The 13,740-nt window shown below is 53.4% G+C and carries 5 protein-coding genes and 1 tRNA gene; 4 read left to right on the forward strand and 2 right to left on the reverse strand.

The window, feature by feature from the left end; genetic code table 11:
• Positions 1 to 30 precede the first annotated feature (30 nt).
• The 4 genes from P9H32_RS11870 (at position 31) to P9H32_RS11885 (ending at position 10,049) form a co-directional block, all read left to right on the forward strand.
• A complete protein-coding gene (locus tag P9H32_RS11870) occupies positions 31 to 1,434 on the forward strand; it encodes a sugar porter family MFS transporter (protein WP_322609112.1) in 1,404 nt (467 codons plus the stop codon).
• 556 nt (positions 1,435 to 1,990) lie between these two features.
• Positions 1,991 to 5,209, forward strand: a complete 3,219-nt coding sequence (locus P9H32_RS11875; RefSeq protein ID WP_322609113.1) for a DUF5107 domain-containing protein — start codon at positions 1,991 to 1,993, stop codon at positions 5,207 to 5,209.
• The gene (locus tag P9H32_RS11880) at positions 5,190 to 6,761 is read left to right on the forward strand and encodes a sulfatase family protein (protein ID WP_322609114.1); all 1,572 of its coding nucleotides are present in this window, start codon (positions 5,190 to 5,192) and stop codon (positions 6,759 to 6,761) included. The genes P9H32_RS11875 and P9H32_RS11880 overlap by 20 nt, the downstream gene beginning before the upstream one ends.
• 63 nt (positions 6,762 to 6,824) lie before the next feature.
• Positions 6,825 to 10,049 carry a DUF8487 domain-containing protein gene (locus tag P9H32_RS11885; RefSeq protein WP_322609115.1) on the forward strand — a complete coding sequence of 1,075 codons (3,225 nt, stop codon included), beginning with the start codon at positions 6,825 to 6,827 and terminating at the stop codon, positions 10,047 to 10,049.
• A gap of 147 nt (positions 10,050 to 10,196) precedes the next feature.
• Here the strand turns inward: P9H32_RS11885 and P9H32_RS11890 are convergent.
• A tRNA-Pro gene (locus P9H32_RS11890) sits at positions 10,197 to 10,273 on the reverse strand.
• A 158-nt stretch (positions 10,274 to 10,431) separates the two neighbouring features.
• Entirely contained in the window at positions 10,432 to 13,653 is a 3,222-nt protein-coding gene (locus tag P9H32_RS11895) for an SNF2-related protein (RefSeq protein WP_322609116.1), read from the reverse strand.
• Between the last annotated feature and the right edge of the window lie 87 nt (positions 13,654 to 13,740).

Here is a 13,740-nt window from a genome sequence, read left to right on the forward strand (position 1 = left end):
ATCAAATTTTGAAAGAATACGGGAGCAGCTTTGATTCACGATCAGTATAATCTGAAATATATCTGGATGATCAGTCTGGTGGCGGCGATGGGTGGACTGTTGTTCGGTTATGACTGGGTGGTCATTGGCGGAGCCAAACCGTTTTATGAAGCGTTTTTCGGGCTGACCGGTGAGGAGCAGGCCTGGAAGGCCGGCTGGGCGATGAGTTCGGCGCTGGCTGGGTGCCTAGGGGGAGCGTTGCTGTCCGGTGCAATCACGGACCGGATCGGCCGTAAAAAAGTGCTGGTTGCGGCGGCTGTGATGTTTACAGCATCCGCGATCTGGACTGCGCTTTCACAACACTTCAACGGATTCATTGCCGCCCGTATTATCGGCGGCATCGGCATCGGTTTGGCATCGAATGTTTCACCGATGTATATCGCCGAGATTTCCCCATCGGAAATGCGCGGAAAATTTGTGTCGGTTAATCAGCTCACGATTGTGATCGGCGTGCTGGCGGCGCAGCTGGTCAATCTGCTGATCTATAATGCTCAACCCGTGGCGGATAATGCGACGGCAGAGATGATGCTTAATTCCTGGAATGGACAAGTGGGTTGGCGCTGGATGTTTGCGGCCGAAACGGTTCCCGCCGGACTCTTCTTTCTCATGGCTATGATTGTTCCGGAGTCGCCGCGCTGGCTGCTCAAGCAGTCGCGGACCGAACAGGCGCGCAGTATTCTCGCAAAAATCGGAGGTCAAGCCTATGCCGACGTCGAGGTGGCCGATATCGGTGCCACGCTCGAAGGTGAGCACAACAAGGTGAACTTTAAGGAGTTGCTGACTCCGAAGGTGCGGAAGATTATCGGCCTCGGTATTTTTATTGCCATGTTCCAGCAGTGGTGCGGGATCAATGTAATCTTTAATTATGCGCAGGAGATTTTCGAGGCGGCCGGTTATGATGTCAGCGGAATGATGTTCAATATCGTCATTACCGGTGTCGTAAATCTGGTCTTCACTTTTGTGGCAATCAAGACCGTAGACCGCTGGGGCCGCCGACCGCTGATGCTGCTGGGGTCCGGCGGACTGATGGCGACATACGCGATTCTCGGTGCCTGCTATTATTTCGGTTTGAAGGGGCCGGTTGTTCTGATTGTGGTTCTGACTGCGATCGCCTGTTATGCCATGACGTTGGCACCGATTACCTGGGTGCTGCTCTCTGAAATTTTCCCGAACCGCATCCGTGGTGCGGCCATGAGCCTGTGTGTGTCGGCGCTCTGGATTGCCTGTTTCGGACTGACCGTGACGTTTAAACCGATCAATGTGGCGCTCGGTGCGGCAGGAACCTTCTGGCTGTATGGCGTGATCTGTCTGATCGGGTTTGTGGTGATCAAATTGTTCGTGCCCGAAACCAAAGGCAAATCGCTCGAAGCGATTGAACGCGAACTGACGGACTGATCTGCTTTTAGACATTTTCAGCGATTGATGAGCTGGATTGACGAATTATTAATCCTCCGTTTTCGCTGATTCAGTTACACATGGATACGGGATTTATAGCGCGGTCTGCCCGGTCAGGTTTGTCGCGATAAACCGACGTATTCCTGAAATCAACGGGAAACGGAGTGGGGAATTTTTATGAAAAACAGGTGGGTAAAATATGTTCTGCTTGCTTTGGTTTCAACCTCGGGAAGTGCACCTGCTTTACGCGTGGACTCCATACCGCCGGAGTAGCGTAAGGCCGTGTTGAACCTTCCCGGCATGTGCAGCACGCAGCCCGGGACGCGGTGGGACAGCGGTATCGCGATAGGGAATGGAGTGATGGCAGCTTCCATACTTGGACAGCCCTATCAGGAAAAGGTTGTTTAAAATCACGAGCGGCTGTTCCGCCCGTTGTTTGATGAACGGCCGATCACTCCGCAAATTTCCAGTGCGCTCCCGGAGGTGCGCCGGCACTGACCGCTGAAGAGGGCGACCGCCAGTTCATAGAAAAGGTTGTAGAAAAACGGAAAAAGAAATGAATAAAATATCAGCTAAACGGGAAACGTTAACCCTTCCGACTTACGGGTTGGGAGAGCCGGAAAAGAATCCGCTTTTTTTTGAAAAGCGGGTGTATCAGGGATCGTGCGGCAAAGTCTATCCGGTGCCGTTCGTCGATAAGGTTTTTGATGAGCCGGAACCGCAGAAATATGATGCGGTTCATCTGGAAAATGATTATGTCCGTCTGGTGATGCTGCCGGAAATCGGCGGGCGTATTTTTCTGGGGCAGGACAAGGTAAATAACGACTACGATTTCTTTTACCGGCAGAATGAAATCAAGCCGGCACTCGTGGGATTAGCCGGACCATGGCTTTCCGGCGGGGTGGAGTTTAACTGGCCGCAGCATCATCGCCCCGGGACCTATATGCCGACGGATGTGGAAATTGAAGAAGAAGCGTGCGGCGCGCGTACGGTCTGGATGTCGGAGCATGATCCGCTCAACCGGATGAAAGGAATGCATGGTATCCGGATTCAGCCGGACAGCGCATTGATTGAGCTGAAAGCGCGGATTTATAATCGTACGCCGTTCATGCAGACGTTTCTATGGTGGGCGAATGTGGCGGCCGAAGTGCACGATAACTATCAGAGTTTCTTCCCGCCCGACGTACATTATGTGGCTGATCACGCTGTGCGGGCGCAGAGTTTTTTTCCGATTGCGAAGAACGATTATTACGGTGTCGATTATGCCCGTCGTCCGGGAGCCAATGATCTGAGCTGGTATAAAAATATTCCGGTGCCGACCAGCTATATGGTGTGCGATACGGATTTCGACTTTTTCGGTGGGTACGATTATGACGCGCAGGGCGGGTTCATTCATGTGGCCAATAAGCACATTGCGCCGGGCAAGAAACAGTGGACCTGGGGGAACGAAGAATTCGGCTGGGCGTGGGATCGGGAGCTGACGGATCGGATCGGCCCGACCGGTCGGGCGGCGCCGTATGTTGAGCTGATGGCCGGTGTCTATACCGACAATCAGCCGGATTTTACGTATCTGATGCCCTATGAAACCAAGACCTTTTCGCAGTATTGGTGGCCGTATAAAAAGATCGGCCCGGTGCAGAATGCCACAAAGGATGCGGCCGTGCGTCTGGTTCAGAATGACGACGGCACGCTTGATCTCGGCGCAGTGGCTTCCCGCAGAATTAATGGCGCCCGGATTGTGCTGCGTGCCGGGGAAACGGTGCTGCTGGAAGAAACCGTTGATCTGTCGCCGGATCAGCCCTGGCATCGGCCGGCTTTCAAATTCGTCGGAGATGATTTCCAATCCCTGGAACTTTCGGTGGAAGGTTTTATTGCCTATCGGCCGATTCTGGTGAATGAACAGAAACGTAAACGTGATGTGGCCACAGAACCGCCGATGCCGGAGGAGATCCTGACGGTGGAAGAACTCTACCTGACGGCGGAACATCTGGAACAGAACCGGCATCCAACGCGCTATCCGGAAATCTACTGGGATGAAATTCTGCGTCGTGATCCGATGGATGTGCGCACCAATATTTCCTATGGGCGCCGGAAGCTGAATCAGGGATTGCTTGATGAGGCGGCGGATCATTTTGAAACGGCCATCAAACGTCTGACCCGCCGCCACCCGAATCCATACACCGGTGAGGCGCATTACTATCTTGGATTGGTCCGTCGTTTCCAGGGATTGGAAAAAGAGGCTTATGCGGCCTTTTATAAATCGACCTGGAACTATGCGTGGCGCGCAGCGGCCTATTATGAACTGGCGATGCTTGATTGTAAAAAAGGTGATTTCTTCCGGGCATTGGAACATTGCGAAGCGTCGCTCGATACGAACCGGCAGAACAACAAAGCTCTGGTGCTGAAAGCACTGGCGATGAATAAGCTGGGGCAGGATGGTTGCCGGGAGCTGGAAGCGCTGCTCAAGGCCGATCCGCTGGATCATTGGGCGCGGCATGCTTCCGGCGATAGTGCCGGCTTTCTTGCGAAAACCCGCAACGATGCGCAGACGGTGCTGGATGTGGCGTACGACTACGCCGATGCCGGTTTTGTGGACGAAGCCATTCAGGTGCTGGAACTGCATCACGCTCATGACGTTCAGAACGTAGCGGTACCGAACCCGCTTTCAACATCGCAACTGACGCATTATGCGCTGGCCTGGTTGAAGAACGATTTCCAGACCCTGGAAAAGGCACGCACATTGGGTCCCGATTATATGTTCCCTTCGCGGCTGCACGATCAGCTGATGCTGGAGTGGGCGCTCGGGCAGGGGAGCGGACCGGACCGCAATGCGGCCTATGGATTGGGCAATTATTATTTCGATAAAAAAAGATATGAGGATGCGATTGCATGCTGGGAAAAGGTCCCCGATTTCGCGACGGCTCACCGTAATCTCGGCATCGCGTATTGGAATGTCCGCAACGATGGCGAAGCGGCGAGGGCGGCCTATCTTCGGGCACTGGAACTTGCTCCGTCGGATGCCCGTATTTTTGCTGAATACGATCAACTGCGTGCCAAGCTGGGCGATCCGGCGGAAGACCGGTTGGAAACGCTGTTGGCTCATCGCGCATTGGTGGACGAACGGGATGACTGTTCGGTGGCTTTGGCGGAACTTTTCAATGCGACGGGGCAGGCGGAAAAAGCGCTGGATCTTGTTCTGAACCGTCGATTCCATCCATGGGAAGGCGGCGAGGGCAAAGTACTGAAACAATACACTACCGCAATGCTGTTGCTTGGGCAGGCGGCGCTTAAAAATGGCGATGCTGCTGATGCACTTCAGTATTTCGAGCGGGCGATGCAGGCCCCGGATAATCTGGGCGAAGCCTATCATCTGCTGCAGGCCAAGGCGGATGTGAACTATTGGAAGGGGAAAGCACTGCGTGCGCTCGGCCGTGAGGCGGAAGCGGTGGATCAGTTCGAGGCCAGTGCAAATGAAGCGGGCGATTTCCAGGCGATGGCGGTAACCGAGCATTCGGAACTGTCCTTCTATCGCGGTCTCTCGCTGATGGAGCTCGGGCGGATGGAGGAAGCGAACGCCTTGTTTGCTGATCTGAAGGCGTTTGCGGAACGTGAAATGACGCAGCCTGCGACGATCGATTATTTTGCAACGTCTTTGCCGCTGCTGCTTGTGTTTGAAGAAAATATGGATCAGGTCCGTCGGGCGGAAATGATGAATCTGATAGAGCTGGCGGATCAGGGACTGGAGCATATTGCCTATGAAAAAACGGGTTGTTAACGGGCTGCTGTGGTTAACCGTACTGCTGCTTCCTGTCGCGAAGGGGGCTGTGGATTTCTCCTGCCCCAATGTGGTTGTGATTATCGCGGATGATCTGGGGTATGCGGATATGGCGTTTCTGCCGGATGCGCCTGCTGATGTGAAGCATTACGGTACGCCCGGGTTTGATCGGCTGGCTGCGAGCGGAACGTATTTCCGGAATGCCTACGCGGCGGGGCCGATCTGCAGTGTGTCTCGCGCCGGATTGCTTACGGGGTGCTATCCGTACCGTTGGGGAAACTATTACTTCGGGCAGGGGCAGTTGCCTGAAGAAATCCAGACTCTGCCGGAAGCCCTGCATCAGGCGGGGTATGCAACGGCGAAGGTGGGGAAGACACATCTGGATGGCTGGGGCCAAAAAGCGTTTCCGTCCTTGCACGGATTTGAAGAGTATCTCGGGTTTTTCGGCGGAACATGGGACTACATTCGGCTCAGTCAGAAAGATGTGAATGCCTACAAGGGCCGTGCCGGGTTTAAGTGGATGGGGCATCAGCTGGTCGGACCGTTGATTCAGTCGGCGGGGTATGGAACCGGGCGGAATGAAGCAACACGGGTCTCTTTTGAAAATGATTTTTCGACGCGTATTTTTACGGATAAAGCCTGTGAATATCTGGAGCGGAACAAAGATGGAAAGCCGTTTTATCTGCATATTTCCTACAACGCCGTACATCATCCGACCTATGTGGTGGAAGAAAGCTGGGCAAAAAAGGTCGGGGCGCGTTATGTCCCGTGGGATCGAGAAGCTGAGGAGTGGTCGTTTCCGTATTGGGATCCAGACAAAGAAACCAATGATGAGTTCCATACGAAGTGGGGGCATATGGGTGAAATCGACAAGGAGGGCCGTCGATGTTATCTGGCTAATCTGCTGGCGCTGGATTTTGGTATTTCCAAACTGCTGGATACGCTGGAGAAAACCGGGTTGCGGGAAAATACGCTCGTCGTTTTTATGTCGGACAACGGCGGGACAATTAATACCTATGCCAACAATGCACCATTGCGCGGCTATAAATATATGTATGGCGAGGGCGGTATCCGAATTCCGATGATCATTAGTCTGCCAGGCACCTTTCCGCAGGGAGCGGTTAATAATAAAGCACTGGTTTCGGGCATGGATATTTTCCCGACCATTGCCGAGCTGGCGGGAGCGGATGTTCCGAACGGTCTGGATGGGAAAAGCATTCTGCCGGTTTTGATGGGCGAAAAAGAAACCAATCACGAATGGCTGGTTTGGGCGAGGGATAAAGATAAATGGGTGATCCGGAATGGAAAATGGAAGCTGACGCATAATGCGGGTTGGATGCATAGCAGTTTCAAGCTCAATGAAGAGGGTGATGCGTTGCAGGCGGAACCGGTCCGGTATCCTGACGGAGTGCAGTTATTCAATTTGGAGAACGATATCGGAGAGAGCGTGAATTTGATTGCACAGCATCCCGAAGTGGCTGAGGAAATGAATCGGCTCTACAAAGACTGGGAGGCTCAGATGCCGGAACCATTTAAAATGAAGAGGAAATGACCGGATATCAGAACGTAAACGATAGAAACGAAAAGATGATTTATGAAATTTGGAGGGTTTAAGATGAATAAAATAATGAAGATCGGATTGCTTGTCATGTCGGGGGCATTTGCTGCCGGAGGGTTCGCGAAACCGGATTATGCACCCGCATATATTCCGCCTGTTGCAAACGGCAATGCCGAGGTGGCCGTGGGGGTAAACGGAGTAGATTTGTCGGGTACCTGGACGATCCGGCTGGACGACGAAAAGTATCCGGTGGGTGAACAGGAGCAGTGGTTTAATCAGACGGGGTTTTCCGAAAAAATAAATCTGCCGGATGCACTGCAGAATGCAGGTTTCGGAAGTCCGGTCAGCGTTGATACCGAATGGATGGGGGTTTCCGGACAGCATCTTTGGTTTACCAAAAAATATGATCAATACCGGGTACCCGGAAATATCAAGGTACCGTTTTTTCTGCAGCCGGAACGCCGGTTTATCGGCGATGCCTGGTATCAGAAAACCCTGACGGTGGAGAAGGGGGCTGCAAAAGGAAGAGATCTGATTCTGACGCTGGAGCGTCCGCATTGGGAATCGACCGTCTGGCTGGATGGGAAATTGATTGGATCAAACAATTCGCTGGGGGTTCCTCACGTATTTAATCTGGGGCGCGATATTCCGGCCGGAGATCATAATCTGGTCGTTAAGGTAAACAATACATTACTGCTGCCGGTGGGCAGTCGCGCGCATAGTGTTTCAGATGAAACGCAGGGCGCGTGGAATGGGGTGATCGGTGAACTCCGGCTGGATTGGCGCAGTCCGGTTTACATGAAAAAGATACATGTGGCCACGGACTATAAAACGCGTACGGCCGATATTAACGTGTCGATTATGAACGAGGCCGGGGGCTCCCGGCATGCGGTAATCCGGGTTGGAAAAGAAGCGGAAAAATTAAATCTGAAACCGGGACTGAATGTCTTCACCACTCAGGTTCAGTTTGCGGAGGATGCGGAATTGTGGAGCGAGTTTCATCCGGTGCTGCATGATTTGAAGGTGGATTTGAAAACAAAGTGGGGAGTCGAAACGGAAGCGTTGAAGGTGGGCATCCGGAATATTGAAGCCGCGGGAACAAAATTTCTGATTAACGGTCATGAAACCTTCATGCGCGGAACGCTGGACTGCTGTATTTTTCCAAAGACCGGCTATCCGCCGATGGATAAAGCGAGCTGGTTGACGCATTTGGGGAAGATGAAGACTTCGGGCATCAATCATGTACGTTTTCATTCCTGGTGTCCGCCGGAAGCTGCGTTCGAGGCGGGCGATGAACTGGGGATGTATCTGATGCCGGAGATCGGTATCTGGGGCGACCCCTCCAATCCCGCATTCGGGAACTGGGTGGAAGAGGAGGGAAAACGGATTATTGATGCTTATGGCAACCATCCTTCTTTCTGCTTTTTAACGCATGGAAATGAACCGTGGCGCACCGGTAACAATAAGCCGTTTCTTACAGAACTGACCCGGAAAATGAAGGCCTTTGACTCGCGTATGCTGCATACCGGAGCGGCCAATACGATCCAGACAGAGGAAGATGAGTTTACCTGCGTGGCTTTTCCGCGCGGTCCCTACGGCTGGAAGGGTCGTGGCTATTCCCCGGAATACACGAATCCCTTCATTCAGCATGAGCCGGGGCAGTGGTGCGTCTATCCAAACTTTGATGAAATGAAAAAATATACCGGTCCGCTGAAACCGAAAAATTTTGAAATTTTCCTGGAGCAGGCAGAGGAAAACGGCGTGCTGCCGCAATGGAAGGATTTTCTGTATGCCTCCGGAAAACTGCAGGCGCTTTGCTATAAAGAAGATTGTGAGGCGGCGCTGGCATCCGACGGGGTTGCCGGCACACAGTTGCTGGGAATTTCCGACTTTTCCGGACAGGGGACCTCACTGGTCGGTTATCTGGATGCTTTTCTGGATGAGAAGGGATATCTGACCAAAGCGGAGTTTTCCAAACATTGGAACTGGAGCGTGCCGCTGGTGCGCATGAAGCGCTATGTCTATACCAATTCGGATTCGATCAGTGCACCGGTAATTTATGCCTACTTCGGTGAAAAGAAACTGAAAAACCAAACGCTGATCTGGACAGTGAAGGATGCTGCAGGAACGGTCTGTTTATCCGGAGAGTTTACCGGTGTGAACATGGAGAGCGGACGTAACCGGATCGGGGAGGTGAATATTCCGCTGAAAGGTTTAAACGCTCCGGCTGAATATGTGCTCTCCCTGCAACTGAAAAATACCGGAATCGAGAACAGCTGGGAATTCATGGTGTGCGAAGATGCGCCGAAAATCGACTGCGAAGACGTGGTGATTCGCCGTAGTATCGATGACGCGCTCAGGGCTGACCTCAAGGCTGGCAAATCGGTTCTGTTTATGCCGAATGAGTTCAGCCTGGCTCATCCACGCACAAGTTTTGAGCCGGTATATTGGAATCTGTTTCTGTTCTCGCATAATAAAGACCGGGTTACGCTGGGTACGCTGATTGATGACGATCATCCCGTCTTCCGCAATTTTCCGACGAAAAACCACACGACATGGAACTGGGAATATATTCTCAAGAACTCCTATGGGCTGGTGATGCAGAACCTGCCAAAAGGCGGAATGATTGTTCAGCCGATCGATGACTGGAATGAAAACCGACGGCTCGGTTTTATGATGGAATACAGAGTCGGACCGGGAAAAATGCTGTTCTGTATGGCGGATCTGATTGGGCTGCAGGATAAGGATCCCGCGGCAAAACAGTTGCTGAGCTCCATACTCGGTTATATGAACAGCGACGCCTTTGCTCCTTCTACTGAATTGGACCTGAAGGCCCTTTCGGATGCGCTGGAATATTCGAGCAATTCCTCCATGCTGGCAAATCTCGGGGCATCCATGAAGGGGGTGAGCCATCAGTGGAACAACTCGCATTATGAAGCAATCGACGGGGATCACGGAACATACTGGAACGGAAAATTTGATGGCTCAGGTTTCATTACGATTGATCTGGGTAAAGCCACCAAATTACAAGGCGTTTCGCTCACCGACACCAATCTGAAAGAGATTACCATCAGAATGGGCAATGATCCGGAACAGCTTACCTCGGTTCTGCTGACGAATGATTCCACGGTCATAACGTTGAACGAGGAAGACCGAAAGAAAACGCAGAAGATCGGCTTCAAACAAGAGGAAACCGGCCGCTATCTTCAGATTGATATCCGGAGTATCTATGGGCAGACCATCCGGTTCGGTGAGATGGATGTCATCTTTGTGCTTTTTTAATCCCGCCACACCCGGAAAAAAACGGGAGCAGGAGCGAGCGTTGAAAAGAGGCTTTGTGCGGGGAAAATAAACTTCCGCACATAGAACATTCGTTCGCTCCCGCTTTCTTAAAATAAAAAAAGGTCAGCTTTTCAGCTGACCTTAAAGTGGTCGGAGTGGAGGGATTCGAACCCCCGGCCTATTGCTCCCAAAGCAACCGCGCTACCAGACTGCGCTACACTCCGATGTGTTTCTGAGAGCGGGGAATATCGGGAAAACCGGTGCTGAACGCAACCTATTTTTACAGGCAACTTCCGTTCCCTGTGAAATTCCGCCCGATGGGGCATCGGGCCTGCAGATGGAATGGCTGCAGGCCGCGGGGGCTTTTTCCGGCGACTGCGGGCTATACGGACAGCAGTTCCTGGACGTCGTTCCAGGTGAGCGACTGGGCCATATCGGCATCTTTTTCCAGTGTGGCGTCGATGATGCTCTTTTTTTTCTGCTGCATCTGCAGGACCTTTTCTTCGACGGTTCCTTTGGTGATGAGCTTAATGGAATAGACGGTGTTTTTCTGGCCGATGCGGTGTGCGCGGTCGGTGGCCTGGTCTTCGACGGCGGGATTCCACCACGGGTCGAAATGGATGACCATATCGGCGCCGGTGAGGTTGAGTCCGCTGCCGCCGGCTTTCAGGCTGATGAGAAAGAGCGGGATCGATCGGTCGGAATTGAACCGTTTAACCCGCTCCTGCCGGTCTTTGGTGGTGCCGTCGAGGTAGCAGTATTTCAGCGCCCGCGCCTCGAGCTCTTCGCGGATAATGGAGAGCATCGAGGTAAACTGGCTGAACACCAGAATACGGTGTCCGGCATCGAGGGCCTCGTTGACCAGTTCAAAAAACAGTTCCATTTTGGCCGACGGGAATTCGCTGGAAAGGCCCGGCAGTTTCAGCAGATCGAGGTGGCAGCAGGTCTGACGGAGCTGCAGCAGGATTTTGAGAATCTGCATGCGTGATTTATTGAAGCCCTGCTGGTCGACGAGGCCGGTGATTTCCTTTTTCGCACTTTCGGCCAGCTGTTTGTATACCTTCGCCTGGTCGCCGCTGAGGGTGCAGTGGGCGACACGCTGGATTTTATCCGGCAGATCTTTGGCGACATCTTTTTTCAGGCGGCGCAGCAGGAAGGGGTGCAGTTTCCGGCGCAGGCGGATCTGCGCCAGTTCGGCATCGGGACCGCCGTTCTGAATCGGCAGTTCATAGTTTTCGCGGAAGGCTTTGTGATTGCCGAGATAACCGGGCATCAGAAAATCCATGATCGACCAGAGATCGGTCACGCTGTTTTCGATCGGTGTGCCGGACAGCACCAGCTTGTGATGCGCCGCCACTTTTTTCACGGCGGTGGCATTCTGTGTGGTCCGGTTTTTAATGTGCTGCGCTTCATCGAGCACCACCACGGAAAAGGTGTGTTTCAGATATTCATCCAGATCGCGGCGGATCAGCGCATAGGACGTGATAATGAGGTCCTGGTTTCCAAGGGTTGGAAAAAAGTCGTGGCGATCGGGGCCGTGCATTTTCTGTACCCGCAGATGCGGCACAAATTTTTCCGCTTCCTCCGCCCAGTTGTCGACCAGACTGGTGGGGCAGATGATCAGGGCGGGGGCATCGGTGGCCTGGTCATTTTCGCGTTCGAGCGACAGCCAGGTCAGCGTCTGCAGCGTTTTGCCCAGTCCCATTTCATCGGCCAGGATACCGGCAAAATTGGAGCGTTCCAAAAAGCGGAGCCAGTAGACGCCGTCTTTCTGATAGTCGCGCAGCGTCTTTTCCAGTTTGGGGCCGAGATCCACCGGCTCCACCTTGGCATCGCGGTTTTGCGCGTCGGCTTTGCTCATCCATTCCGGGGCACTTTCAATATCGATGCCGTCGAGCGACAGCAGCGACGACTGCACATAGGCCGCATGAATATCGTTCATTTTAAAGGTGCCGGGTTTTTCTCCGGCACCGACCGCGCAGTCAGAAAATACATCGCGCGCGGTTTCGATGGCGTTGATGTCGAGCAGGACGGTGCGGCCTTTTTTCTCCACAAACGCTTCGCCCATATTAATGGCACGCTGGATTTCGGTTTCGTCGAGGCTGACCCCGCCGTCGGTTTCAAAATCATAGCCGACTTCGAAAAAGCCGTTACTGGCGGAATTATTAATGTGCACCACCGGAACGGTCGATTCGATATCGTCCATAAATGCGGCGATTTCGCCTTCGAGATCGATGCGCCAGCCCTTGCGCTTGAGCCGGGGCAGGGCGCCGCCGAGAAAATTCAGCACTTCGCGGTTGCCGCGGATCTGCATCAGCATATCGCCGCGGCGCCCGCGGAAGCCCAGCTCCGTGATGGTTTCCAGTGCTTTTTCCTCGGCCTCGGGATTGCGGACCTGGAATCCAAGCAGATCGTCGGAGGCCGGGACGGAAAAATGGCCTTTGGCATCCTCTTTTCCGGCGACGAGGCGGACGCCGTTGTATTCGGCATAGAGCGTGGCGGAAAGCGTGTGTTTCTGTCCGTCGACGACCAGCCGGAAGCGCGGTTTGGCGGGAGAGAGCGAGAGCATGTCGGGCGTGACGTTGCTCTCGATTTCGATCATGTTTCCAAGGGCTGGACGTTCATTTTTCATGAAGCCGGGAATGGCTTCGCGCGGAATACGGACTTCGCCGTCGTAGATCGCGCGCATCGGGCCGGGCAGGACTTTTTCCAGGCGTTGGAAAATGCCGTCTTTCAGGACCCAGCCTGAACCGCCACTCACAATGAAAGTATTTTTCTTACCACCCGCTTCGCTGGAGGTCTCGGAGGAGGTTCCTCTGTGTTCCTCTGTGTCCTCCGTGGTAAAGATCCGAAGCACCAGTTCACCGGTAATTTCGTCGAGGGTCATTTGCAGGGAGGTGGCAACGGTGCCGTCGGCCGTCATAAGATAGCCGTCGATACCGCCTTCATAGATCGGTTTGCCGTCGCAGAGCTCAAGGATGTTGATGAAGTCGGCGAGGGTGGCTTCGAATTTGGCTTTGGCGGGGCCTTCGCAGATGTCTTCAATCACGAAGAGCAGGTTGTCGTCGGCCTCGCTCAGGGCGATGGGCTTTTTTTTCGGGACTTCGTTGAGCGGAATCACCTTGCCGTCGATTTCGACGGCGCAGCGCATCGGTACGTTCTGCTCCGCCAGATTTTCGCGCCAGCTCTGTTTGAGAATGATGCGGAGTTCGGCGGGCGTGCCGTTGGGGTCGCGGGTGTGGTATTCCGAGTCATCAAATGAGGCAAGCCGTTCGGCGCGGCGTTTTTCTTCGGCCATTTTATCGACGCGGTGCGGGTCGGAATAGAGGCGGATGGCTTCGAGACCGAGGGCTACGAGGTGCGCACAGATTTTTCCCTCTTCCCGGTTGTCGCGGCAGGGGCAGTGGTTTTCCACAAAGCCGTCTTTGAGGACTTCGAATTTGCTGCGCATGCCGCGTATGCCGATGGCGAGCTGGCCGGTGACAAAGGGGTGGTCGTATTCAACGTTGTCGACCTTGCCTTTTTCAAAAAGGGTCATGCCTTTTTGGAAGGTGGCCGGTCCGGCCCAGTCTTTAAGGATTTTCTGTGTAAAGGGTACGTGCATAATGAATCAGTTTTAAGTTGGTTGTTTGGCGTTTGAAGTGGAATACAAAACCTGCTTTTCCTCCAAACTTCAAACACCAAACTGCCT

The sequence above is a fragment of the Pontiella agarivorans genome, from assembly GCF_034531395.1.
Lineage (GTDB): Bacteria > Verrucomicrobiota > Kiritimatiellia > Kiritimatiellales > Pontiellaceae > Pontiella > Pontiella agarivorans.

Excerpts from the sequence above, each read along its gene's own strand:
- P9H32_RS11875 (WP_322609113.1), top strand. The coding sequence starts at position 1,991 with ATGAATAAAATATCAGCTAAACGGGAAACGTTAACCCTTCCGACTTAC.
- P9H32_RS11880 (WP_322609114.1), top strand. The coding sequence starts at position 5,190 with ATGAAAAAACGGGTTGTTAACGGGCTGCTGTGGTTAACCGTACTGCTG.
- P9H32_RS11885 (WP_322609115.1), top strand. The coding sequence starts at position 6,825 with ATGAATAAAATAATGAAGATCGGATTGCTTGTCATGTCGGGGGCATTT.
- P9H32_RS11895 (WP_322609116.1), bottom strand. The coding sequence starts at position 13,653 with ATGCACGTACCCTTTACACAGAAAATCCTTAAAGACTGGGCCGGACCG.